This window comes from Streptomyces sp. NPDC001222, assembly GCF_042896945.1.
GTDB lineage: Bacteria > Actinomycetota > Actinomycetes > Streptomycetales > Streptomycetaceae > Streptomyces > Streptomyces gibsoniae.
The window spans coordinates 19,259-45,569 of sequence record NZ_JBIAXT010000051.1 but is presented as its reverse complement, the minus strand read 5'-3'; the positions used below and the strand labels follow the sequence as shown (position 1 = coordinate 45,569).

At 66.9% G+C, this 26,311-nt stretch carries 9 protein-coding genes; 1 reads left to right on the top strand and 8 read right to left on the bottom strand.

The window, feature by feature from the left end:
- The first annotated feature begins 752 nt into the window (after nucleotides 1–752).
- Nucleotides 753–1,442 (top strand): hypothetical protein, encoded by a 690-nt coding sequence (locus tag ACFY2Z_RS38640; RefSeq protein WP_390748675.1) that lies wholly within the window; start codon nucleotides 753–755, stop codon nucleotides 1,440–1,442.
- 30 nt (nucleotides 1,443–1,472) lie between these two features.
- Here the strand turns inward: ACFY2Z_RS38640 and ACFY2Z_RS38635 are convergent, their stop codons facing one another.
- From ACFY2Z_RS38635 to ACFY2Z_RS38600, 8 genes are all read right to left on the bottom strand, one after another.
- Nucleotides 1,473–3,623, bottom strand: coding sequence for a UvrD-helicase domain-containing protein (locus tag ACFY2Z_RS38635; RefSeq protein WP_390748674.1), 2,151 nt, complete (start codon nucleotides 3,621–3,623; stop codon nucleotides 1,473–1,475).
- Nucleotides 3,623–10,228 (bottom strand): DEAD/DEAH box helicase, encoded by a 6,606-nt coding sequence (locus tag ACFY2Z_RS38630; RefSeq protein WP_390748673.1) that lies wholly within the window; start codon nucleotides 10,226–10,228, stop codon nucleotides 3,623–3,625. The genes ACFY2Z_RS38635 and ACFY2Z_RS38630 overlap by 1 nt, the downstream gene beginning before the upstream one ends.
- Before the next feature lie 9 nt (nucleotides 10,229–10,237).
- Complete coding sequence (locus ACFY2Z_RS38625) at nucleotides 10,238–15,145, bottom strand: Eco57I restriction-modification methylase domain-containing protein (protein ID WP_390748672.1); 4,908 nt, start codon at nucleotides 15,143–15,145, stop codon at nucleotides 10,238–10,240.
- Complete coding sequence (locus ACFY2Z_RS38620; RefSeq protein WP_390748671.1) at nucleotides 15,142–18,078, bottom strand: DEAD/DEAH box helicase; 2,937 nt, start codon at nucleotides 18,076–18,078, stop codon at nucleotides 15,142–15,144. Before ACFY2Z_RS38620 ends, ACFY2Z_RS38625 begins: the two co-directional genes overlap by 4 nt.
- A gap of 75 nt (nucleotides 18,079–18,153) precedes the next feature.
- Nucleotides 18,154–19,224 carry a serine/threonine-protein kinase gene (locus ACFY2Z_RS38615; protein ID WP_390748670.1) on the bottom strand — a complete coding sequence of 357 codons (1,071 nt, stop codon included), beginning with the start codon at nucleotides 19,222–19,224 and terminating at the stop codon, nucleotides 18,154–18,156.
- A 54-nt stretch (nucleotides 19,225–19,278) separates the two neighbouring features.
- A complete protein-coding gene (locus tag ACFY2Z_RS38610) occupies nucleotides 19,279–20,601 on the bottom strand; it encodes a TIGR02679 family protein (RefSeq protein ID WP_390748669.1) in 1,323 nt (440 codons plus the stop codon).
- Nucleotides 20,598–24,917, bottom strand: a complete 4,320-nt coding sequence (locus ACFY2Z_RS38605; protein WP_390748668.1) for an SbcC/MukB-like Walker B domain-containing protein — start codon at nucleotides 24,915–24,917, stop codon at nucleotides 20,598–20,600. The genes ACFY2Z_RS38610 and ACFY2Z_RS38605 overlap by 4 nt, the downstream gene beginning before the upstream one ends.
- Nucleotides 24,914–26,308, bottom strand: a complete 1,395-nt coding sequence (locus tag ACFY2Z_RS38600; protein WP_390748667.1) for a DUF2398 family protein — start codon at nucleotides 26,306–26,308, stop codon at nucleotides 24,914–24,916. The genes ACFY2Z_RS38605 and ACFY2Z_RS38600 overlap by 4 nt, the downstream gene beginning before the upstream one ends.
- Nucleotides 26,309–26,311: the final 3 nt, after the last annotated feature.

Below are 26,311 nucleotides of genomic sequence, written 5' to 3'. Positions count from 1 at the left end.
ACCGACGAGACCACCCTGCCCACCGAACTCACCGCATAGCCTCAAAAAGAGATCACCGAGTGGCCGTCGATACACCACTCCAGCGGACGTGACCTGGCGATGAGGGCATGGACAGCCGAGTTGTTGGTGGCCGCGAGTCAGCGGCACCCTCGTGAGGGTTGACAATTTGTAAGCGCCTTGGCGCGCCATGCATGCCGCACCTCGATGGTGGTGGCAGGATGTGTGATGGCCTTTCAGGTAGGCCATCACCCGCAGGTTCACCGTCCGACCCGGTGCCGCCATAGTGTCTGCGGGCGTGAAGGAGCCAGGCCCCACCCCGAGAAGACCAGCGCAACCAGACTGTGCTCTCCGATCTGTGCGCGCCGGGGTCGGACGGTGTGCGGATCAGGATGATGATGAGTCACGGAAGCGCGCTTACGCAGAAGGCTCGCTACCGCTCTCGCTGTACGGGCATTGGCCATCAGGGCAGCCTGCAGCAACACGCAGCGGCGGACAGTCAGCTCCCGGTGCCGGATGCAAGCCGCGACCAGTCCCGCCTGGAGGCTGAGGTCTTCGAGCGCTTGGGGGGCACGATTGACTACTGCGCCCATCCCGCTGGCGTTGCCCACGTCGTCCCGGCGGACACTCACCTGAGTGTGGCGGTAGATCCCCAGCTCGGTCCTCGCCACCGGCTTCCCAGGCATTGCCTTGAAGCTCTCCTCCCCACCCAGTACACCGGCGCCGATGAGGATGGGGAGGGCCTGGGGGGTGCCATGGGCGTCAGGCTCCGCGGGATCGACGCGGGCGGCCTCCATCTCGGTCTCGTCGACACTGATGCCCATGTCACTCTGACCGGGCCGACACCGAAACAGTGGCGCGAGATCCTCACGGACCATCGCGCCAGGTGTCGTGGACACCACCTCCGGCCCTTGTGGGACAGGCTCGAACTGACCCAACCCGAGCGCAGCTACCTGGCCGCTGACTCCACCTGGAGGGAAGAACGAGTAGCAACCGCATGGGTGGCCAGCGGCCTGCTACGCCGGATCGCCCTCTTCCACACGGTGACCAAGCCATTCTGCGTCCGCTACTGGCAGCACGGCCTGGGCTGGAAGTTTGAACTTCGCTACGAGCACGGCGTAGCCGTGGAACACGACGCTGTCATCGAGTACTTGACACACCCGAAATGGGGCATGGCGCTCCAGGTGCAGCGTGATTTCTGCGCATGTAAGCCGTGCAACTGCGACGCGGGTGCAGAACGCTCGTGCTGGTTCACCTTTGGCGTGAGAGGTGGACATGGGGAAGTCGGGATGCACTTCCGCCGGACCCGGGCCGGCTACGACGTCTCGGATGTGTATACAAGGCTTGCCGCGGCGGGTGCCAGCGCAGTCTGGCTTGAGCAGGCCCTGCCTGCCCACCACAGGCGCTGGTTCCAGCGAACGGCACTCACGGCTGAGTTGGCGTAGCCCAGGGCCCAGTGTGTCGCGAGGTCCTGTCTACCTATAGGCGGCAGGGTCGCGGAGGAAATGGCTGGGACGGCCTGACCAGGTGATCGACAGCTGCTCGCGGGCGCGTGTGGCGGAGACGAAGAGCAAAGACTGCTCGCGGCGGAGGTCTGAGGCGTACTGGAGGCGGTCCTCGGTCTCTGGGGTGACAGCGCTGGGCAGCGGCATGTGCTGGGCGCCGGCTCCGACGATGGCGACAGCGCGGTACTCGAGTCCCTTGATGCGGTGCATTGTCATGACGTGGACGCCTTCGTCGGGGTCGGGGACGCGGTAGTCCTCGACCTTCACTGCGGCCAGCGTGGCGTCACGCAGTGCCTGAACAGCGCTGTCGGTGATCGCGTGGGTTCGGGCTACGACCGCGATCTCGTGGGGCTTGATCCCTTCCTGCTGCCAGATGTCCACGCGCTTGGCCAGCGCCGCCATCTCTTCGGAGGAGGAGCGATAGCCGATGGTTTCAGGTCTGGCCCCCGCTAGGACGGAGCGGTATCCGCGCAGCTGTTCCGGGTTTCCGTCGAGGTCGTCGAACTTGGAGTCGCCGAGCAGGTTCAGGGAGGCGGCGAGGATTTGCCGGGTGGTGCGGTAGTTGAGGGTTAGCCGCTTGGAGCGGCCACGGATCTTGATGCCGTGGGCGCTTAGGGACGTCCCGTTGTCATAGATCCGCTGGTGCGCGTCGCCGACGATGAACAGGTCGTCGTCGCCGTCGGGGACCAGCGCGCGCAGCAGTTTCCAGTGGGCGGCGTGCAGGTCCTGGGCCTCGTCCACGACGATGTGCCGGTACGGTCGCTCTTCGTCGGACCAGCCGGAGGCGATCCGGGCTGCCTGAACGGCGAGCTGGGTGACGCCAGCGGCCTTTTCGCGGTCGAGTCTGCGCTCGAATTCCTCGACGAGAGACCAGACCTGGGCGCGTTCGGGGCGGTTGAGGCGTCGTCCGCGCCCGGCGCGGCTGGCGGCGAAGTACTCGTCGCGGCTGCGGATGTCCTGAGCCAGCACGACCTGCTTCCACTCGGCGTTGAGAAAGCGGCCGTCGAAGCGGGGGGTCTGCTGCTCCTGGGAGAGTTCGATCCAGCGGTTGAGGATCTCGCCGTCCTTGAGCCTGCTGGGCGCTTCCGCGCCGAAGGTCTCCTTCACGGTGCCGTAGGCGACCTTGTCGATGTTCCGTACGTCGACCTTGGCGAGCAGTTGGGCGCCGCCGAGGTCCTTGAGCATCGACTTGAGCAGGTTGGCGAGGTTGGTGGTGAAGGTGGTGAGCAGGATGGCCTGGCCGGCGGGCAGGCGTTCAGCGAGGGCCTTGACGCGGTGCAGGGCCACGACCGTCTTGCCTGTTCCGGGGCCTCCGGTGACGCGGACGGAGCCCTTGTAGGGGGTTTTGCGCTCGGCCAGCGCCCGTTGTGCCGGGTGCAGGAAGATCCGCCAGGCGGACAGGGGCTCGGTGAGGATCCGCCCGAACTCGGCGAAGTCGCCGGTGACCACGAAGGCTTCCTTGGTGGCGGGGCGTTCGATTGCGGCCTCGTAGTCCTGGGTGTCGACTTCGTCGTCGGTGGCCGCGAGTGAACTCACCTGTTCCCAGACCTCTTCGACGGACATGCCGTCGGCGAGGCACAGGATCACGTCGCGAGCCAGCTTGGGCAGGGTCTCGACGATGCCGAGGACCGCGTCCTCGCTGTGGATCTCGCGGAGCGCCGGAACGATAGAGGTGTGGACGCCCAGTCGTTCGAAGTCGGCGTCGGAGACACCGGCGAACAGCGACGGGGTGTCGGGCGCGGTGTCGGCAACCTTCGGCTGTCCGCTGAGCGTGCCGTAAAGGCTGCCGAGATTGATTAGCTCGATGCCGCCGGTGACCTTGTTGATGTCGAAGAGGATGTTCGCGGCGAAGTCGTAGGCGTCGTCGTGTGGCAGCACTGCGACTAGGTAGTAGATGCGGTCGGCGTAGTGCATGAGCACGGCCCGGTAGTTGTCGGTGACGCGTGCGGTGCGGACCCTCTTGTCCTTGGCGCCTTTCGGCGGCTTCAGATTGAGGCCGTTGGAGTCCGGGTCGCGCTGCATCTTCATGATGAACTGCAGCACCTGTGGCTGGACGGAGCCGTCCAGCGCGTCATAGGACTTCCCGAAGACGTCCGCCATGATCACCTTGGCGCCGGACATCAGTTCCCCTCCAACTTCTTGATGAGCTCAGTTACATTCACGGTGCCGGCTCTCGCGACATACCATCCGTCGCGCGCGAAGAGGGCATCTCGCTGCTCGTCCAGGTCGATGAAGACGGCGACCTTCCTGTCTGGCCAGGCGAGTTCGGCCTGCATCGCCTGGTCTCCGTACTCGAAGCCGACTTCCGGCACGTCGATGCGGCCATGGCGGGCTTCCTTGACGAGGGCGAGCAGGACGTCCTCGACCTGGGACGAGGCCCATTCGATCGCTTCGGTCCATGCCTGGGGCAGCGGCTGCGGGGCTCCTGCCTCTGTAGGCAACGCACTGGCCAGCAGAGCCACGGTGTGCGGATCGACCTGGTCGCTGGTGGACACTGCGACCTGGTGGAAGGAGCGGGGGAGTTCGTCGGCGCCGGCGGGCTGCAGGAACTGCAGCAGGTTCGACCAGCGCAGCCAGTCCGTCCAGCGGTCCTTGTGCTCGTTGCCTGTGATGGCTTCCGGCCGGTCGTCGAGCACAGCCAGTGCGGACCATGCCCGCATGTCCGGTTGCTTGCTGCGTGGCTCAGGCCGACGGTCCAGCAGGCCGATGATCCGCGTCTGGCCTGTGGTGCGGGCGTCGAACGCGATGGCCTCTGCGGCCGTGGCCGAGGCCGACAGGTTCGCGCCACGCAGTACGTCGTGAAGCGCTCGTCCGGTCTCTTCGCGGTCCACCGGCTGGGGGCGCGCCGCTGCTCCGAAGCCGCCCAGCAGGCCGGCTGCCCGTCGAGCCCACTTGGCCCGGTCGGGGTCGGCGAGGAACTCCAGCAGGGTCTCGACCGGGTTGCGCAGCACCGGGTCGAGGGTGTCGTCGGGGCGGGCCTGGCCGACAAGGCTTTGGTGGATCTGGCGGGCGAGCTGGAGTGCGGCATCTGTGTGGAGTGGCCGGGTGTGGGCACGAACCTGCTGCCCTTCCGCCGCGCTGCCGACACCTGCTGCCCACGTCATGACGTCGTCCCAGGTCAGCTGCCACACCAACACGCCGTCCGCCCGGAGGGCCGCTCGCTTGGCGGCATCGTCGGCGATGCGGTTGACCTTCTCACTCGCGTGGAAGGCGAAGCCGTCGAGGAAGACCGCGACCCGTTCTGCTGGGCCGTCGGTCCGCTCCAGGAGGAAGTCGGGTTCGCTGGGCACAATGGTGTTCAACCGCACGTGGTCCCGCATGCGCCAGCGCGTGGTCGCATCACCGCGGGTGAAACGGAGTTCGTGTTCCACTCCGCCCTGTCCGGCCTTGGCGGCGACCGATCCGCCCTCCTCGTCCCTGCGGCCCCAGGTGATGAGGGTCCGGACGAACCGGTCCTCCAGCTCACTGTCGACGAGCTGGTCGATGCGTACGCCCGAGAGAGTGTCGACGGCTTCGACCGCCCAGTCCTTGAGGATCTCGTCAAGGAGTTCCTTCGCGATGCGCAGCGAGACGTGCGGGTGTTCGCTGCTGGATACGAAGGGGAGTAGGCAGCGGTGGCAGGGCGTGCGCTGCTCCTCCTTCTGGCAGGGGCACTCGCGTAGCGCTGTCTGTGCGAGGGTCAGGACGCGGTGCAGCACCGCGGCGTCCGCCAGGTGCTCCAGGTAGCCGGTGCCGCCGGGCATCGAGTCGTGCAGGACGAGGAACCGTCGTCGCAGTTCCTGACTGTCGCCGGGCATGCTGTCGGTGACCACACGGATGTGGTCGGGAGCGCCACCGAAGTGCTTGGTGATGCCCAGGAGCAGGGCCGCCTTGAAGGAAATGAGGCGGTCGGCGAGGTCCATCGTGGAGACGGGCAGCAAGATGCGCAGCGCCTGGGTGGTGAGCTCGTGGGCGAGCAGCAACTTCTCCGTCGGCTCGTGGGCGACGCCGTCGTCGCGGTGTGAGCACCAGTACGCGTGCCGGGTGCCGATTCGCTGGGCCGAGGGGTCCCATGCCTGCGGGTGGGTGCCGCGCACACCTCCGCATTCCAGGCACGTCTCGAAGCCGGAGACCTGGACGTCTTCTCCGCGGATCGCGTGGGTCGACCCGGGTGCGGCTGAGGGTCCGAGGTTGATCGTGCGGATCGTCGCCACGCGGGCGAACTCGACGCCGAAGGGCAGGCCGTTGCCAGAGCGGCGCCACGCCCTCAGCCCTTGCGGCTGGTCCTTGTCGATGTCGACGAGCGTGACCACGTCGAACTGTTTCCGCTCGCGTTCGTCGCGCTCGTCGGTTAGCCGGGCGTCCTCGCGTCGCTCGCGGGCGAGGACCCGCTCGGGCACCAGCACCTTGTGTACGGCCCCCGGGTCGGCGATCTGCGGTGCCTTGCAGCGCGGGCAGGCGGTGATGTCGAGCCCGGTTTCCTCGGTGGCCACGAATCCGCATTCGGGGCAGAACCGCCACAGGGCGTACGCGTTCTCGCCGCCGCCGACACCGGTGCCGAGGTCCACGGTGCTGACGATGAACTTGTAGCCGTCGCTGTGGAAGATGTTGCCGGGGGCAAGTTCGGTCAGCGCGAGCCGGGAGCCGCGGCCGTAGTCGGTCGAGCTCTCGTCGAACTCCCCGTCGCTGTCCTTCCACCACAAGGTGGCGTCTAGGACGGTCGCGTCGTCGTGGAGGGTGTAGTTGGGCAGCAGGCCCAGCCGCACCAGGGCGTTGATCGAGTTCTCCGAGACGAGGGCGTCCCGGCGCTTGCGGACGGTCCGCTGCTCGGCGAAGAGCTGGCGCCGCTGCTTGTCGCGTTCGGGATCACCAGAAGCGGTCGACAGCGCGTCGAAGGCCCGGCCGATCTGCCGCATCCTCGAGCGCAGGGCAGCCACTCGCTTGTTCCACGCGCTGGCCGCGGCTCCGACGGCTTCCTCCAGGCCCTGGGCGGCGAAGTGCTGGACACCCTGGGCCGCAGCCGCGGTCATCGCGGGAAACAGAGCGATGAACGCGGCGGACAGCTGGGCATGGCGGGTGCCCGCGACGTCGAGGAAGCGCCTGAACCAGCCGTCCTCGGCCAGGCCGTGTCCGAAGAGCTCGCCGATGCGTGGAGGCATGGGGCGTTCGGGGATCGCCGTGCCTTCCCACAGGCTGCGGTCCGCGGCGCGGTCGAAAAGGAAGGCCAGGTACTGGCGGCGCAGGATCTCTGAGGCGTCCAAGTAACAGTCCGGCGGGATGATCCGGCCCGCCAGCATCTGCTCCGGAACGTGGAGGTAGTAGTGGCTTCGGGCGCCTCGCGGTACGAAGGTGACGGTGAGCGAGTTGCCGGTGCTGCGGCCTGCCCGGCCGATCCGCTGCGCATAGTTGGCAGGTGCGGGCGGCATGGAGGCGAGAAGTACGGCAGACAAGTCGCCGATGTCGATGCCGAGTTCAAGGGTGGGCGTGCAGGTGAGAACGTTCGGGTCGAAGGCCGAGGCCCGGTTCTTGAAGGCAGCCTCGACATGCTCACGCCGCTCGCGGCTGAGCGCGCCGGTGTGTTCAGCGGTCAGTACGTCGCCCGGACGGTCGATGGTGTACAGGTGCCGGTAGTAGTCGGCGGTGTAGTCGCGGTCGTCCTCCACGAAGTGGCCCGAGCAGTGGAACCGCAGGCACGCGGTGCCCAGCCAGTCCTCGCGGCGGCTCGGTGGCACGGTCTGCCGCCAGGTGCACGTGTCGCAGCGCACCCCGCATGCGTTCACGCCGTCCTCCCCGCCTGGTGCGGCAGCGTCGTCTATGCGGTGTATGAGGACGTTGCGGGGCTTGAGCGCGTAGACGAGCGCGCCGCCCTCGGCGTGGTAGGTGGCCAGGATGTCGCGCTGGGCGAGGAGCTTCATGGCGAGCTCGGCGACCGCGCGTGCCTCGCGCCGGTCGCAGCCCAGCGAACGGTGGCCCCAGTCCGCGAACCAGGTGTTGTCGCGGGTCAGGGAGTCGAAGCCGGTGGTGCGGGTGCCGCCCGATACCGGGAATGCGGGGGCGGCGAGGCCCCTGGGGAAGGCGGGCATGCCGGTGGGACGGCCGCCCCAGACCGGCCAGCGCCTTGCGCCGGCCTGCCGGATGTACTCCTGCAGCCAGGGGTGATACAGCGCCCCGCGCAGGCGGAGTCGCTCGGCCAACCCGCGCAGGAATACTGCGTACGCCGCGTCGTCTGGCGGCAGTGAAATCTGCCCGGGCAGGCGTTGGTGCCGCTCCCGCAGTTCGGCGCAGAGTGCGGGCAGATCCTTGAGGTCGACCTCCGCGGCAGCGGTTCGGGTCAGCTCCAGGGTGCGGCCCAGGCGGGAGCGCAGACCGAACTCCAGGAGGGTCTGGAAGACCATGCGGCTCTGCAGCATGTCCGCGCCGACATCGCTGAAGTCCTCTGTTTCGTCGAGGAGCGTGAGGATGTCCGGGTTCTCTCGCAGGTCGGGAGGAACGATGGAGGCGAGTTCGCTGCGCTTGCCCGCGCCTGCGGCCGTCACGACAGCCTCGGCGGCATCAGCAGCGAGATCATGTACTGCGACAGGCTGGCCTGGGGTGAGGTGCTTGGTCAGCAGGCCGCGGAAGGTGAAGCCGAAGCTGCGGTTGGCGATGAACGCGGCGCGGTGGGTGGCGTCCTGCACCGAGTCGGTGAACACGAGCAGCTTCCGCTCGTTGCCGGCGAGTCCCCGGTCGGAGAACAGCTGCGTGGTGGTGACCGAGGCGAGAGTGGCGGTGCCAGCGCCGAGGAAGCGCATGCCGTCGTCGAGACCACACGAGGGACATTCCTCGTCAGGGGCCGCGGACAGCGGTCCATGGGGCGTGATGACCGCGACCGTGTCCTCGGTCGGGTTGGTTGTCAGCCGTTCATTCTCGGCGTGCAGGTGCAGCACGGGGTACTCGTCCGGGCGCGCCCGCAGCATCCAGCGCATGGCCCGCTTCTTCTGCGCCGAAGCCTTGTAGATCTCCAGGGTGTTCGTCTTGAGCTGCTGCCACTCCAGTTCCGTGGACAACGCAGCCCAGCCGGACCGCCCGCAATGGCGGCAGTAAACGGCAGGAAGATGCCGCCTATAGGGCGGCCCTACAGGGCGACGCGACGCATCGGTCCGCTCCCCGCCCTCCCCGGCGCTGTCGACCTCCGCCGGCTGGTAGATGGCGAGGTTGGCGGGGTTCGGCCGGGAGTCTCCGGTCGGCCCGTCATCGTCGTACCAGCGGAAGTGGGGCTCGGCGGTCGCCGCACGGATGACGCGGCGGACCTCACGCACCCAAAGCTGGGCTTCAACCCGCAGGAAAGGACCAGGTTTTCCCGTCACCGGGTGCGGGCTGCGGGCGTGCGAGATCAGTGCGAGGATCCGCGCGAAGGCGAGCTCGACAAGCCGAGGATCGCTGCGCGCTGCCTCATCCCAGGCCGGTCCGCCACCGCGCTGGGCGAACTCGCGGGCGATGTCGGGGATGGTGACCGGGCTGTTCCCGGCGACGTCGAGGATCGCCTTGACCAGGATGTGCTGCTTGAGCTTGGCGCCGATCTGAACCGGATCACTGAGGGGTTGGCCGAGCATGAGACGGGCCAGGTCTACGAGCGCCGACTCGTCGTCCAGGGGGTCCGGCAGCGCCGCCAGAGCAGCGGGGGCTGGTGAGGGGAGCAGGAAGTCGGGGTCGGTGACGACCTCTCCGGGCAGCAGCCGGTTCTCGCCGATGAGCGCGGCGTCGGGAAACGGTGTCCCGAAGACCTTCTCCGCGAACTCACGCAGCAGCTCTCGATCCGACCTCTCAGGGCCGTCCAGGGCCAGGGACGAGGAGCCGCTGGGCATTCCCCCGCCGAGCGTCGCCGACGTCGCCACGGGCGTGATGTCGCCGAGGGGGCGTCCCTCGCGGGCTGCCCCCGTGGCTGCGCCGAGGCGGCGCAACAGCATTGCCACGTCAGTTCCCTGAGCGCCGTCGTAGGTGTGGAACTCGTCGAGGACGACGAAGGCGAGGGAGTCTGATTTCCAGAGCGGCGCGTCCGGAATGCGCTGGAGCAAGAGGTCCAGCATCTTGTAGTTGGTGAGCAGGATGTCCGGTGGATCGGCGCGGATTGCGTCCCGATCGGTGATCAGGTGCTTGATGGTGGGATCGCCGGCGAGGGACGTCGCACCGGTGTCGCGGCCGTACGAGCCCGGCTCGTTCTCGTCCTCGTCCGACGCTGAACGCGGGCCGGAGGCACCGCCGATGTAGATGCCGGCCGTGACGTCCTTCAGCGCCGCCTCGGTACCGAGGAAGTCATCGATGCGGCGGGCCTGGTCATCGGCCAGGGCGTTCATCGGGTACAGCAGCAGGGCCTTGACACCCCGCTGTCCCGCGGCGCGGGCACGAGCGCAGTGGTCCAGGATCGGTACGAGGAACGACTCGGTCTTACCGGATCCGGTGCCGGTGGTGACGATGGTCGGTTCCGGCTGACGCCCACTCTTCGAGGACAGCCGCTGCCAGGCCGCGGCCTGGTGTGTGTATGGCGTGAAGTCCTTCGGACTCCAGTCGAGCGTGGCCTCCCAGCCGGAGGGAGCCTCCCGGAAGGGAGTGCGCACCCGCAGATACGGCCCGCGGAAGAGCCGACTCTCCGGCCGCTCGAGGAACGCGTCGAGTTCGTCGCGCACGTCGTCATCGGCAAGTGCAAAGCTCGTCGTCAGGTAGGTGGCGAGGGCACGGCGAAGGTCTTCGGCGACCAGAGAGGGCAGCATGACGGCGTCTTACCTGCTTTCTGCCGGAACGTCGGCGAGGACCGACTCGGCTTCGGTTGCCCCGAGGAGGTTGCCGTGATCCCCGTGCTCGGCGGCGTACGCGGCATAGTCGCCGTACTCGCCAGCGAGTAGCCGTGCGGTGAAGTCGGCGTGGGCCCGCGTCATCTCGGCCTCGCGGTCAGGCTTCACCCAGCCGTCGGGAACCTCGGGAGTCGGGTCGCCGGCACGGGCGGCCTTCACCCACGCCTTGACGACGGCGGTCTCCTCCGGCGTCTGCCGAATACCGACGTTGTGGGTTGCCGCGCCGATCTTGTGGCCGTCTGCTGCGAAGAACATCTCCCACTCGTACTTGCGCAGTACTGCGAACTGCGAGCGGTACATCGCGCACAGCTGTTCAGCCGTCAGACCGAGCATTACGGCCACGAGTGCATCGATCTCGACGAGCGCCATACGGCGGTCGTACTCCGTACGGAGCGGCGTGGCCATCGACCAAGTGTGTTCGATGGCTCCGAGCTTGGGGCGAGGAGATTCGGGGGCGGTCCAACGGTCGGACAGCCACACGGGATCGAAGAGCTCCTCCCACAAAGGGGCATAGTCGCCAATCAAGCAATTGAGACGCAGGGTGCGCAGCAACAGTGGAGCTGTTAGAGGGTGCGTCAGTGGAGCCGGAAACTGAGCCACCAATTCCAGGCGGATATTTGACTTTCCGGAAGCCTTGACCAGATTGTCAAGTGGCAAGCCTGACCAAAGCCCAGCGACGATCGCTGTGTCGCGAGAATTCGGCATGGCCATCGAATGAACCGCGTCAACATGGCTGGCTCCTGGCGGAATCAGTGCAGCCTGGAGGGTTCGCTCGGTGACTGGATCAATCATGCGCCGCCATGCGACACGGAAGTATTCAGTGGACTTAACGCCATCCCATGCGGGGATAGCTGCGGAGAACCTGTCCGTAGGGCAGGATCGCACATAATTCGTTCGAGGGGTAAAGGTTTCCCCCAGATTCTCCAGAATTACGGGCGTGTAGTCTTTGTTGGACTTGCACGGGTTGTTTGGCGTCTTGTTGAATGGGGTGGCCAGGCTGAAGTGTGGGCCCTGCAGAATGGCCTCGTCCCACTCCCTCGGTGCGAAGCTACGCCATTCAATCAATCCGTCTACCTTGGCCAGTTTTTCGTTCAGTCCAGATGTCCACCAGAACTGGTGTGCGGCCATGCGGTCAGGGAATCGCGCGAGAACGCGAAGGGCCTCGCTGTCGCTTGACGTTACGGCCTGGAGCATGCGGGCGTGGGTGGCGTCAGTGTCGGCCCCGTCCATAATTGCGGCCCAGTCAGCCAGTACGGATTGATCGACAGAAATTACGCGATCCTTATGAGGTCGCTGATCCCATCCTCCCCAGTCGAACTGAATTCCTGGAATTTCCCCCTCGCCGGAGTGGGTGAGAGATCGCTCCACGGTGTCTGGATGGACAACTCGGCACACCTGATTGAAGCGTACTTCTCCCGGCGAGCCGTAAATTGAAATCGAGAAAGGGATATTGTTGTCGATTTCCTCAAACAAGAGGAGGTTGTTTGCTAGCTGTGCAAAGAATCGAAGTCGCCGGTAGGACGCCGCTCGCAGGCTCCCGCCCTTGGGGTCGGAGAAGTAGGTCTCAGGCTGGATTAGGCCGACAATCCCCGAGTCGGTCATACTGCGCCATGCGCGTTCCATGAAATTCATGTAGAGATTGGTTCGCAGGCCCTCCAGAACTGGGTGGTCAAGATTGGACCTCAGGCAAGCCGTCAAGCCCGCCCAAGAACTCAGGTCCGCTAGGTACCCGCGGAGTCGCCTTCTGTCCGCCAGCAAGTCGCGCCGACGAGGAGCCAGCAATTCTTCCGGGATCTTCTCCGTAAGTCCGAACCATGGTTCGAACTCTGCGAGAGTAAGGTTCTCTTGCCAATCGAGGCGAACCCAAGGGGGGTTTCCTACCTGGAGATCAAACCCTCCCCTTGAGAAGACCTGTGCATATTCCAGCTCCCAGTGGAAGAACCCCTCCCGTCTAGCGATCGCGTCGACCTCGCTGAGCCAAGGGAAACGCAGGGCCACGGCCGGCATCTTTGCGCACTGGCTCATGGTCTCGTCGAACTCATCGTCCATGGCCAGCTTTTCGAATTCGCCAGTGTCAGCGAAGAGACCGAACTCGTCGTCCAGGCCAGCTGCAGCGCCCGGCTTGGACGAACGTGCTTTCACGTGCGCTGGGGGAACTCCGAGGACGGCTTCGCAGAAGTCCAGCCACTCGTTGAATGACGGAGGTTCGGGGGTGCCCGGTTGGCCCACTGGCCAGAACCAAAGTGCGCACCATGCATCCATGACCAACTTCAAGCGCCCGCGCGGTGCGCCAGGCTTCAGCAGCGCCTTCTCGACTTGTTCCCGGGAAACGGCCTTGGATGACTTGGGCAGTGGTCGGCTTGCGTCGATTTCCCAGACCGCGATGTCGCGGCGGATTTCTTTCTCCGATACGACTAGACGTCGCCTCGTCAGCTCCCACAGCTTCTCGACTCGGGTCGCCAGTGCCAGTAGTCGCTTGGCCTGAGCTGTTGAGGGGGTGGACGCGACCTTTTTACGCCAATCCGCGAGGCGGTCGCGTTCATCCTTCACGAGCTCCTTGGCTTGCTTGGCGTCGGAGACCGACCCCCAGCCTCTGGCGGGGAGCAGGAAGTGGTGGATCTCGTGGCCAGGGCTGAAGAGGCTCCCCACGGCACCTTCACGCAGGGGCCTATCTGTCGGGACGGTGGTGAGCCAAGCCTTCTTCTTCAGTGCCTCGGCCGCGTACACCGCGCGGCGCGCACCAATGAGCGAGTTGCCGCGGCGCAGGTGGAGGCCGAACCAGGGGGCCTTGAGGCCCTCGTGCATCGCATTGAGCCACAGCGACACCTCGGCCAGCTCGACTGCGGTGTGGTTGAGGTCCACGCCGTAGCAGTTGTGGAGGGCCAGGTACGCCTTGACCTTCTGCAGCTCTGCCTCGTACTGGTCCGGCGGCAGCTGCATGTCCTGGCCGCGCTCTACCGAGAGCTCATTCATACGGCGGCGCAGATACTCGGCGGCGAGCTGGTTGATGGCCTCGTTGAGGAACGCTCCCGAACCGAGGGCCGGCTCGCACACCACCAGGTCCAGGATGTCGCGAGCCTTCGTGATCTCGCCATTCTGGTCGAGCAGCTCGGCCAGCGCGTGCTTGACCGTGCTACGGGTGAGCACCTCGGGGGTGTAGTACGAGGCGGAGCGCTGTCGTTCGCGGCCGGAGAGGCGGTAGACGAAGGAGCCCTTCTTGTGCTCGACCCGCCTGGGTACGCCTGTGATCTCGTCGGGGCGCTTGACGAAGACTTCGTCGTTGTAGTTGTCGGCTTCGCGCTGGGGGACGACCCATGTGCCGGCCAGCCCGTCCGAGTCCGGCTTGGCTACCTCGTACAGGTCCTCGGAGGCGAAGAAGCCGGTGTACGACATCAGGCCCTCGTACACCGCGCCGAGTTGGTTGATGCCGAGCTGGGCGTAGGAGATGAAGCCTTTGCCGGTGCCGTGGCTGAGCATGAGGCGGTTCAGCACCCGCCACAGCACCTTGTTGCGCAGCCGGGTGTCGACGCGCTGGCCGTCGATGCGTACCGATCCGATCAGCGGCGTGGCATTCGCGTGGAACAGGTCACTGCGCAGGGACTCGAAGCGGATGCCGTCCGTGTCCAGTCCGGTGTCGCTCGGCTCGTGCTCTTCGAGGGCGCGGTGTCCCTGGTCGACGAGACGGAACAGCAGATCCAGCGACTCGTGGAAGTGGAAGCCGTCTTGAGCCTCGTCCGGAAGGTCGTACGAGACGAGTTCACCAAGTCGGCCGAGCCCGTAGCCGTCCTGGTAGGCGTCGTCCTTGCTGGGCAGGATGCCCAGTTCTGGTCGGGCTTCTGCGTACAGCAGGAACAGAATGCGGTACAGGTAGCGCAGTGATTCACGGGTGAGCCGGTTGGCGAGTTCGGTGCTGTCGCCGAGCTCGGAGGGGTCGCCATCCTGATCGTGGATGCGGTCCAGGATCTCCTGGGCGATCAGTTCGACGGACTGTCGCAGGCCCTCCCGTAGCTCTTTGGAGACCCCGACGGCGTGTTTGCGACCCTTGTCGACGAGGCTGTCCAGGAATCCAGCGGCTCCGCCTTCTGTCAGCAGGGACTGCGCGCCGAACAGGGCCGAGACGGCTTCCAGTTCGCCGCCGTCGGCGGCCAGGTTGCGGTCAAGCGCGGCGTCGATGCTGACGCCCAGGAATCGGCCCTCGTGCCACGCGGTGCGGTCGGCTAGCAGCACGGCACCGCCGGCGAGCAGGAGTACGAACCTGGGCGCGTAGGCGTCCTCACTACCGAAGAGGAAGGTGACGGCGTCTGCCGCGCTGGTGATCTCGTTTCGGCCGTCGAGGGCGATGGGCGCGAGCAGCTGCGCGCCGCCGTCTTCGACGTCGGAGGCGACGAGTTCGGCGTCTGTGCTCCAGGTGACGTCCAGCGCGATCAGCTCGACACCCCCAGGCCCCTTCACAGCGAAAGCGACGGGGACTTCTCTGGGCTTGTCGCTGTGCATGACCTCGAAGACACCCCGCTGGACCCTGGTGTGGGTGTCGTCCTCGCGCTCTGGAGGCTCGTCTCCACGGGGAACGTATGCGAGCGCGGCGAGCAGAGCGTCGTTGAGCTTGCGCAGCTCGGATCCGCCGAAGTCGTCCTTCTCGGTGATGCGGACCTTGGCCTTGAAGTAGTCGCGGCCCAGGTTCCTCACGCCGGAGCGGGATGTGGGCGCTCCGGCCCGGTCCGCTGCAGTCCAGTGCTTGCGCAGGTCAGCGAGGTCCTTGGTGAAGAGCTCGGCTAGGTAGTGGGCGGAGATGTACTCACCGCGGTTGATGATCGCTTCGAACGCCACGGTGGTCACGCACCCTTCTGGTCACTGGCTGCGGCGGCGGGGACGAGGACCCCGATCACGCGGATCATCGAATCGCCCTGGGTGGCGAGCTGCTCGATCAGCTGCTCGACCTCTATTGCGGTGGTCTCCACCCGCTGTTCCTCATGCTCGCGTTGGATGCCGAGGGTGAGCTGCTCGAACGTCGACTGGCTCGCCTTGCGCCAGGCTGCCAGGCGCTTCTCATACTCAGCCAGTTGCTCGATCAGCGGTTCTTCCTGGCTGCTACGTAGTGTGAGCAGGTGCTGCCGTGTGGCCTCGACCGCCCGTGGCACCAGGGCGCGCAGGGCATCGATGTCCCCGGCGAAGGGCCGGTTGAGCATCTTCGGCTGTACGCCGGCGCGCTCCAGGACACCGACCAGGTCGTCATCGAACACGGGGGTGCCGCGTTCCAGTCCGGTCACGCAGGACCAGGCGAGGACTGTCGGGTGGCCCTTGGCGTTGGAGTACATGCCCTGCATCAGGAACACCGGCCCAGTGACGTCGGCCGTGATGACGGGCGCGGCGTTGCGGGTGAGCCGGACCAGGACCTTGTCGGTAAGCCACTCCACCACCGGGTGCTGGTCGGTGAGGTAACTGACGTCGGGCCAGCCAGAGGTCTCGCGCCGCTCCTGCTTCGTGATCGCTCCCTTGGTCCTCTCTCCGCTGCGCTCGCGGGCGCGGTCCAGGCGCTGCTGAGCGAACCCGGGATCGAAGGTGACCCTGAGCTTGTCGAGCACACCACGCTCGTCCAGGTAGGTCTGCGGGAGGACGAGGAGGCGCCGCTGCAGTTCGCGGTCCGGGGCGAAGGAGAGCATCTCGGGGTAGTCCTTGTCCCACGCCTTTCCGATCTTCTCCTCGGGGTTGCCGTAGACCTCGTCGAGTGCCTCCTCGACGAAGGCCCGTGTCGAGGCGAACAACTGCGGTACGCGGTAGTGGGCCCCCGACCCGTCGACGGTGTGGTGGGCCATGAAGAGGTTGAAGGGGTCGATCGGCCGTGCGGGGACGATCTCGTCGAACATCCTCCCGTCCGCGAGTCCCGACTTGATCGCGGTCTCCTCCGCCTCCTCGTCACGCAGCCCGAGGATGGAGGCGGCCTCACCGAGCGTGCGGTGGACCTCGTCCTCGCGCTCCAGCAGCCGCCGGGAGACCAGTCGGTCCGCGGAGGGCACCTCTGGGTCCTCGTCCTGGCGGACCAGGAGCAACGCGCGGACCTCTGGGGACGTCTGCTGGCCGTATCGGTCGATACGGCCGTTGCGCTGCTCGATGGTGATCAATGACCAGGGCAGGTCGTAGTGGATCATCTGGTGGCACTGGCGGTGCAGGTTGACGCCCTCGGACGCGATGTCACCCGTGAGCAGGACACGCAGCTCACTGTCCGCCAGGCCGAAGTCCTTCACGGTCCGCTGCTGCTCGTCGTCAGGCAGGCCACCATGCAGCTGGCGGATAGCCCCACGTCCCTTCTCCTCGCTCACCTCGAAGCCGAGCTCACTGGGCAGGGCGTCATGGAGCATCTGCAGGGTGGCCCGGCGCTCGGAGAAGACGACAACGCGCTTGTCGGACCCCGGCCCGATCCCCATGCCCTTCAGCTCGTCGACCAGGCGGCGGAACTTCGCCGCGTCCTCCACAGTGGCCTCGCCGGCGAGCTGGCCCAGCCGCGTCAGCGCCGACCGCTCTGCGGCGCGCTGCGCACCCCTTTCCGGGTGCTTCTGTGCGTCCTCGTCGATGCGCTCGAGCCGGTTCTCCACCGTCTCGGCCAACGCCTTGTGCGAGGAGAGGAAGGCTTTCAGGAGCGTATATGGGAACAGCCGGGCACCCTTGCCGCTCACCGGAGCCGACTGGCCCGCTTCCGGCCTGATCCAGACGTCGTATAGCTCTTCGAAGATCTTCTGTTCGGCGGGGTTCGCGACGCAGTCGAAGGCCACGGGCGGCTTGCGGGTGGCCCACTTGTGGCCGATCTCCGCCGAGACGTCGGGGGACATCTTGTGCCGACGGACGTACAGGTGGTCGAGCTGGGTCTCGTCGTAGTCGCTGGTGTCGGGGATGGCGGTCGGGTCCAGCAGGCTCAGCAGTTCACCGAACGACTCGCGCTGACCGTTATGGGGTGTGGCGCTGGCCAGGATCAGGGCGTCGGTCCTCGGGGCGAGCAGCCCTGCGAGCCGGTTGTTCTTGGTCCCGGTGTTGATCAGCTTGTGTGACTCGTCGATGACGACGGCGTCCCAGGTGACCTGCATCAGGTGGCTGCGCCAGCGGTCGGAGCGCAGGGTGTCGATGGAGATGATGGCGCGCTTGTAGTACGAGAAGGGGTTGCGGCCGGCCGGGATGTTCTGGCGGATGCGCTCGATGCCGGTCGAGTCCAGGCGTACGAGGGGGATCGCGAAGCGGGTCCAGAGCTCGTGCTGGAACTGCTCCAGGATGTGCTTGGGCGTGACGACGAGGATGCGCTCGCCCCTGCCCCGGCGGATGAGCTCTGACAGCAGTAGCCCAATCTCCAGGGTCTTACCCAGTCCGACTGCGTCGGCGATGAGCAGCCTAGGGCGCAGGCCGCGCAGCGCCGCCCTGGCGGGCTCACGTTGGTAGGCCAGGTTGTCGAGGAGGTGTGTGCCGACGGTTGCGAGCCGTTGTTCGGACAGCGGAAGCGGGGTCTTGCGGATCAGTGCGTCGATGAAGAGCCGGGAGCGGCGGCACTCCGGGGAGTCGTCGACGACCAGGTCGGTGTCCTCGGGCCGCAGAGGGGTGACCTGGTCCAGGGATTCGTGGGCGAAGAAGACAGCTCGCTGGTCGCGTACGAGCGGGGAGATGCCGCGGACATCCAGGCGCGTGCCGTCGTGCGAGGTCTCGGACACCTCGACGACCAGCCAGTCCTCGTCTCGTGCACGGACCTGCATGCCTGCGGCGAATTTGGCTGTGCCTGCGGCGCTGGTCACCGGGTTCTCTCCTTCGATCACTGCTGAACTGCCTCGTCGTGCTCTACTGCCTGTCCCGCTGTGCACCCGGCGGAATCAGCCGCCGAAGTCAGACCGCCGGTCGCGGATCTTTCCGCGCCAACGGTCAGCCCATGGCGCGCCCCCGCCACTGGAGGCGGCTGCGACGGCAGGTTCTGCGGGCGACACCTCGTCCCCGAGCTCCGGACCCGCAACACCCTCCTGAGCCGACACTGGCTCAGGTGGGTCCGGCGGCACCGGAGGTGCCCCTTCCACCTGCAGGACGTCCGTGAGGAACGCACCGGGCAGCGGCGGGTAATGCGGACCGCTGACCGGCACCGCATGTTCCAGCAGCCGGTCCATGGCCGCCTCCAGCACACTGTGTGCTGTTGGCCGGTCCTCCGGAGCGTAGGACAGGGCACTGACAACCAGCTCTCGCAGGCTCTCAGGCACGCCCGAGAGATCGGGCGGGACGTCCAGTATCCGCTGTACCGGAATATCGGCGTAAAAAGGGGGGTGCCCAGTCGCCGCATGCACGAGCGTCGCGCCCAGGCTGTACACGTCCGCGGCTTCACTCGCCTTGCGGGAGTCCATGGCCTGCTCCGGCGCCATGTACACGAGAGTGCCGACCGGCGCGTCGCCGGAGGTGAGGCCGGTCGCGCCTCCGACATGGCAGACGCCGAAGTCGATCACACGAGTGCCCTGTGTGGTCACCAGCACGTTGCTGGGCTTCAGGTCGCGGTGGAGGAGCCGGACAGAGTGGATGTGAATCAGAGCGTCGGACAGACTCGCGGCCAACCACCACGCCCCAAGCTCACTCACCGAGCCATGCTGGTTCAGCAGTACGTCGAGCGAGGGCGCGTGGACGTACTCGGTGGCGATCCAGGGCTGCTCCGCGTCCGGGTCAGCGTCCACGAGAGCCGCGGTGTGGAATCCACCGACACGCCGGATCGCCTCCAGCTCCTGGGTGAACCGCTGACGGAAGTACGGCTGGTCTGCCAGCGCCGGCTTGATGACCTTGATCGCCACGGGGCGGGGGCTGCGGTATCCGAGGTAGACGACGCCCATCGCGCCCTGGCCGAGACGCTGGGTGAGCCGGAAGCCCGCGATCTCTCGGGGGTCGTTCTCCCGCAGCGGCTCGAACACCATCGCCCCCGTTCCGCGACCGGGCAGATGAAGGCGAAATGCGCCGGACGCGATGCGTCACACGTCAACAACGCTGAGGTTATCAGTGGTACGAGCTACTTCTTGTGCCTCGCTCGATCTGCCCCGTGACTCATATGACCAATCGGCCAGGAGAGTGTCGGTGACTGCCTCCTCGTAGACAGCGCGGTTCTCCCTTTCCATGGCCTCGGCGAGCTCTGGCTCCCAGCTGGTGTCCTGCCGCTTTCCGCTCAGCCGGACGTGATCGCTGTCGCTGCGAACACCGCTGAGGTAGTCCGCAGCACCCATACGCCAGGGTTTGGCGTGATAGCGGGTACGGAGCTGATTCGTCATATCGATGCCGGGCCAGTCGAAGTCCCCGTGGTAGAGCAAGGTGCCGCCGGCTTCGACGATCAACCGAGCCACCCGGTGGAAGGCGGTCGAGGGGCGGCCCTCGGTGCAGATCAGCGGCGGGCTGCTGGCACCGAGCTCACCGGCGGCACGACGGAGCACGGCCGGGTTCTCGCAGACGTACACCGTTGGCAGGTTCACGGCGATCGGAAGGGTGATGAGCTGGTGGAGAGTGATGTGGAAGGGGGTGCCGTAGCGTGCGGCGTCTGTGAGCCACTGGCCCAGCCCCTGGCCGGTCGCGGGGAGGTTGAGGACGAGGACGCGACTGGCGAGGTCGTCGACGATGACGTCGAAGGCGTCCCACAGCTCGCGACGGGCTTCGGCTCCTGATCCGAGCGGGATGCCGCGTGCCATGGCCAGGGCCTGCAGGACCATGGTCGGCAGTGAGCCGCGGCCGGGGTTTAGCGCCTTGGTGTCTCCTGTGGTGGCGTCGGCCAGGGCGGGCAACATGACCGGTGGAGAGCCGCTGGGCCGGTCGTTGAGGTATTCCAGGATGCGGATGGCCTGGCTGAAGAGGTAGGTGTCCTTCTTGTTGATCAGCCCGGTGACGGTGCCGTCGGATGCGAGGCCGGCCAGCCATTCCCGGTACCAGACGTGCTCGGCGTGCAGCGGGCTGGCCTCGCCCTCAGCGAGGATCCTCTGCCGGGCCTGATCGAGTGCGGCCCGCTCGTCGGCCCGAAAGCGCAGCTCGGGGCCGATCCGCTCTAGGACATCGCGGAGCGACATGCCCGTGATGTTACGGACGCTTCCCTCCAGCACGGAGAGGGGGATGGTGATGCGTTGGACGTCGGGCGACCGGTACGTACCGGTGATGCCGATGATGGCGTTACGTTCGGCCGTGGTCGGGTTGGCCAGGCCGATGGAGCCCTTGACCTCGCCGCTGTTGCGCTCGAGCGAGCGCCGGGCAGCGGCCAGGAGCCGGCGGAATTCGGGGGCCCGGTAGCGCTCGTATGCCTCTGTTGCCCCGGTCATTCTGCCTCCTCGGCATTGTCGTTCGTCGGCTCGTCCTCGGGGATGTCCGCGAGGAGTCCTGCCCCTGCGGGAACGTGCCGGCGGGGCGTGAAGCCAAGGAGTTCGGCGGCCAGATCGTCGGATCCGGGGTACTCGAGGTCATCGAGGATCTGCTCGCCGTCCCAGACCAGCAGCATGGCGGAGACGGTGTGGGACGCCTCGTCATGTTTCATGTCGTAGTGCGAGATCTGCGGCACGTCAGGGTAGGTGATCCACAGGTCGTAGCCCGTCATGAAGAGGTCGAGGTCGAACTTGGCTGTGAGGGCGAGCAGGTCGGGGCGGTACTTCTCGTCGATGCCGGCGAATGCCTCGTCTAGGGCGATCAGCCGCGGGCAGGTGGGGTAGGCGGAGCTGTACTGGGCGTGGGCGGCTGCGAAGAGCGGAAGGTGGATGGAGGCGGACTTCTCGCCGCCGGACATCACGCTGTGCTTGGCCTTGGTGAGCAGTTCTCCCTTCTTCCGCTCCTCTTCGCTCATGCCCGGCCGGAACAGCCGGAGTTCGAACTTGCGCCAGGCGCGATAGTCCAGGACCTCCGCGATCACCTGCTGGTAGCTCCTCTTCTTGTCGGCAGCAGCCCTCGCGCGGATCTGGCTGCGCAGGTGGGAGCGGAGCTCGGCCAGTCCGGCCGGTCCGAGACCGGAGGCGTCCTTGTCGAGCAGTTTGTTGACGGCCTGCTGGGAGTCGGTGAGCGCGTCGGAGGTGATCCAGTTGATGCCCACGGTCGTACCGGAGGACATCGGCTTGGAGCGGGTATCGGCGTCCATGCTCTTGACCAGGTCGCGGGCGGCGACGGTGCGATCGTGGATCTGCTCGGCCAGCCCGGTCAGGAGCCCGTCCTCCAGGACGGTCCGTTCCTTGTCTTCCAGCAGCACGCTCTGATCAGCGAGCTGCTCGGCCAGGCGGCGGGCGAAGTCCGCTACGGGAGCTGGCCCTTCGCTGTCGGTGACCCGGGCCAGGATGATGTCACCGGCTGGCTCCCACTCGAAGAGGTAGCCCTGGTCGGACTCCAGCAGGGCTGCCTCCAGCGCGGTGATAGCGGTAGAGATCTTGGTCGTTACGGTCTTCAGGAGGCTCGCGGTGATCGGCCGGCCCCGGGTCGCCTCATCGAGCGTGTTGATCAGGGAGGCGACGGATGCGGGGACGACGTTCTGGGCGGCCTCCACGCCCGTGAGGGGAGTGCCGGGCGAGGTCAGGCTGTCCATGAGGGCCTGGACTGCCTGCTCGGGGCTCGGCCACATGTCGTGGGGCAGCCAGACGGTCTCGGCGTTCGCTTCGAGGAGGCCGAGAAGGTCGGGCCGGGCATACGGCTCCAGCGTGAGCGTGGTGCGCACCTGCTCAGCCACGGCCTTGGCGATTGCTGTACGGCCGAACTCCAGGGCATGGTCAGCCTTCAGCAGCCGGTCTCGATGCTCTTCCGCGTCCTTCTTCGCACGGTCGTACGTCTTCTGCGCCGCGGTGAGCTGCTCCTCCGCGTCCGCGATCTGCTGCAGAATCTCCTGCAGAGGGGCTTCGAGCGTCGCTTCCTGGGTGCGCAGACGTTCCTCTTGAACGGCGAACTCATCCCTACGCGCCTGTAGAGCCTCAGCCTGTTCTGAGCAGGACTCGGTCTGCGCTTCGATGATCTCCTTGCGGCCGGCGATGTCGCGCTCGGCCGCATTGGCCTGCTCACGGCAGGTGGCGAGCGCCTTGCCGGCGTCGGCGAAGTCCTCGATGGCCTGCGCGACGTTGTCCAGTTCCTCACGAAGCGCGGGCAGCTGTGCGGCCGTGGCAGCATGCCGAAGCTGCCGGTTCTTCTCATGGGCGCGCGCAATCGCCCCGTCGAGCCGTTTGCGGGCTTCGGTGAGGCGGCGGCGGGCACCGGCGGCCTTCTCCGCCACCACCGCCATCTGACCCACCGCCTGGATGATCGGTTGGGTGCGCGGGAGCTCATGCCGGGCGCGGTCGAAGTCGTCGAATGCTTCTTGCGCGTACCTCTGCTGATCTTCGATGCCGGCGAGCTGAGCTTCCAGGACGGCGATGGATTCTTCGAGCAGGCGCAGCCGTTCGCACCGTCGGGCGGCTCGTGCGGTGGCCCCGATGTACTCCGGCTGATCCTTGGGATGCGCACCGACCTGGATACCGAGGTAGAAGTGCGAGCCGGTCGTGACCGCAGGAGCGCGCAGCGCGCCGTCCGTCGCAGGGGCGTCGTCCGTTACGGCGATGGACGCCAGGACAGCCTGTACGGCTGCGGCGGCGACGAGCTGCTGATCTTCGACGACCAGTAGGTCGGCCAGGGTGCGTCCGGTCGGCCGCTGCGCGGGAGGCAGGGGGCGCAGATAGGCGTCGGCGACCTTGTCGTGCAGTGCCTGGTCGGTCAGCGCAAGGCCGGGGTGCAGCCAGGCGGTGAGCAGGCCGGCCGCGTACAGGGCGCCCTCCACCGCAGCCGCGTGATCGTTGGGAACGTCCTCGGCGAACCGTACAAGCTGCCACAACGGAGCACCGGGCCGCTCATCGCGGCTGGCGGGGCGCAGGTCACTGGGCGGGGGCGCGTCGTCGCCTTCCGCTGCCACGGTGTCGCGCTCTTCCCGCCTGTCTCGCAGAGCGTCCGCGATGTCGCTGTACTCCCGCTTCAAGGTCTCGACGCGGGTCAGAGCACGGGTGCGGCGCTGGTCAGTGAGGGAACGAAACTCCTCCTGCAGCGAGGCTGCTTCGGGTTCCCCCACCGTGGCGATGGCGGCACGCAGCACGTCACCGTCGGCGGCGACCAAGACCGAGGTGTCGGCACTGCCGCTCCAGCGGCTGATGAACTCCTCCAGCTCCTGGCTGGCCGTGGCGCGGACGATCTCAAGCTTCTCAGCTGCTGCGGCGGATTGCCGCTCGGTCTCGGTCAGGTCACCGCTCGCCGCGTCAGCGTGCTCCTGCTCGCGCTCCTGGTCCTTCGCGGCGTTCTCGGACGCGCTGAGGTGGGCGCGTACGCCCTCCACTTCGCTGCGACGCGCGGCTACCCGGCCCGCCACGTCCGTGTCCAGATCGGCACCGAGATCCAGTGTGTCGTCGTCGTGCAGGATGCCGCAGCGGCGCGCCGCGTCCATGAGACCGTGGGTGTGCCGGGAAGCGACCTTGCGCAGCTCATCGTGTCTCAGGAGAGCGCGCTCAGCCTCCCCTCTGAGGGCGGCCAAGCCCTCCTGGGCCCGGTTTAGGTGGCGGCCGCTCTCGGCGATGCCCTGGCGCTCGGTGCGTACGCGATCGCGCAGCTCCTTGAGACCGTCCTGCTGCTTGATAGCGTCGTGGTTCTTGTACTCGGCCAGGCTCGCGCCGAGCTCGTTGCACCGGCGTTGGGCGGTATCCCGCTCGTGCTGTGAGGAGGCCAGTTGCCGCTCGGCGGTGCGGCGGTCCTCCGCCGCTTCCATGATCGTCTCGCACTGGGCAGCTGTGTCCTGAACGCGCCCGGTGACGTGGTCGACGCGTTCACGGGCATGGGCGCGCAGATAACTGGTGTATTCGCGCAGGAAGGTCCGGACTGCGGTGTCTGCCCCCGTCAGGGCGTGGAGGAGCGCTTGGATCTCGGCGAGGTTCTCGAAATCGCGGGCGGCCTGCAGGATGAGGTCCTCGTCGACGGGGCGCAGGCCGGCGGTGAGGGTGTCGGACACCTTGACCGGGTCGAGGTCCTTGGCCAGGAGAGGGCGCCGCAGTTGGAGCAGAAGGTTGACCAACTGGCTGTAACGCTCGCGGCCCAGCCCGAACAGGCGGTCATCGATAGCCTCCCGGTACGCCTCCGCCGTAGCGTAGGTGGCTCCTTCACCCAGCAGCTTCTTCAGGGCGTTCTCCCGCAGCGGGCGCGAGGCGGCGTCCAGCAGGCCGAAGTCGATGCCGACTCGGCCGTCGGTGACGAAGAAGAAGCGGGACGGCGTGGACATCGGCTTGGTCACCCGCATGCCGATCCCTACGGTGACGGCTTCGAGGACCTCACCGTCGGGTGCGGTGCGGGCGAACTCCATCCACACATAGCCGTATGCGGACTCCTGCCCTTTGTAGAGCAGGTTCGACTTCATGGTGCGCTCCTCGCCGCTGAACGGATCGAGACGCCGCGCATCGAGGACACCGTCCAGGACCAAGGGGAAGAGAACCTCCAGGGCCTTGGTCTTGCCGGAACCGTTGTGCCCGCGCAGGACCAGGCGGCCGTCGGCGAAGACGAACTCCTCGTCGGTGTAGTCCCATAGGCCGATCACTCCGGCGCGGGTGGGCTTGAAGCGAACCTCCGACTGGTCAGCGGTACGGGAGTGAGGGATGAGCGTCATCGAGAGGTTTCCTCAGTGGCGAAGTCAAGAGCGAACTGGCCGTCGTGCGCGGGGCGCGGTAGGACGGCGGTGATATTGCGGTAGCGGCCGGCCGCGGGCCGGACCAGAATCCCGCCGGGTACGACGTGGACCAGGCGCAGGTCCGCCAGGAGCGCGACCGCCTCCGCCAGTAGCCCGCCGGGATCGGCCTGCCACTTGTTGGTGAAGGACGAGGGGCCGAACTCCTCATAGAGCTCGGTGATCATCTGCTCCAGCGTGCCGTGTTCCACGAAGGGCAAGCCCGTCTGCCCCTCATGCTCCGGGGCGTCCGGATCGGCCTCTGCCGCGTGCTCGCCAGCGTCCCCGTGCGGGTCGTGTGCCAAGGCTTCGAGCGTGCCCGCCTGCGGCAGGGCCATATCGATGCGGCTGAGCAGGTCCGCGTGTTCCTCCCCTGGATCGGCGGGCAGGAGGTACTGAAGGCTGCTGGCCCGGTCCGGGTCTTCCCGCAGGTCCGCGATCTTCGCGAGCATCAGCCCGGCAGTCCGGTTGACGGCTCCGCCACGGCCGGGGAACCGCTTGTCCGTAAAGTGCCCTGTGGTGTCGACGAGCATGATCCCTTCGGCCCGGCGCTCGATAGGCAACCCGGTGAGCCGCGCGATGTCCTCGGCCAGGGTGGGCTGGCGCAGCGCTGTCGCGATCTCCGCGTCGGTGTCGCTGAAGTAGACCACCGGGTACTCGATCAGCAGCCGACGGGCTCGCTGGGCAGCAAAGCGCCGACGGGGGTCGCGCCCGGTGCCGACGGTCGGAGCGTCCAACAGCCCAGCAGCGCTGACCAGGTGCTGCAGCGGTTTGTTCGGCCTGAAGAGCGCCGCGCAGGTGTCGTGGTCGATGTCGAACAACGCGTCCCCGCGGTCGTGGTCACGGGCCCAGTCCTCCATGGAGCCATCGGAGATCCGCAGCGCACCCCGGTCGACGAGCCAGTCCATAACGTCAACGACTGCGTCCTTGTGGCCCGGTGCGGTCGCGTCGAAGCCCAAGTGCTCGATCCCGTTCGCGGACGGCGTGAGCAGTTTGACGAGATCGGCGAGGTTGATCTCGATGCGTGACCGGTGCAGGCACGCCAGGATCAGGCAGAGGTAGGCCAGCCGCCGCCGGTCGAACGGTCTCTTGCTCTTCACCGTGAGGAACGCCTGGCTGGCGTCGAAGGCGTCCAGCCTCCGCAGCAGCCGTGCGTGACGGGCGCTGGTCTGCAAGGAGTAGCCGAACAGGTCCCGGAAGTCCTTGGCCAGTTCGTCGGCCCATTGCAGCACCAGCGCAAGCGCCTTGGCCCGGGGATAGCTCTCGGTGACGACGCCGTGCAGCAGCATGAGTCGGGCCGCTTGCTGGTACGAGCCAAGGTCTGCGGTCTCCACGGA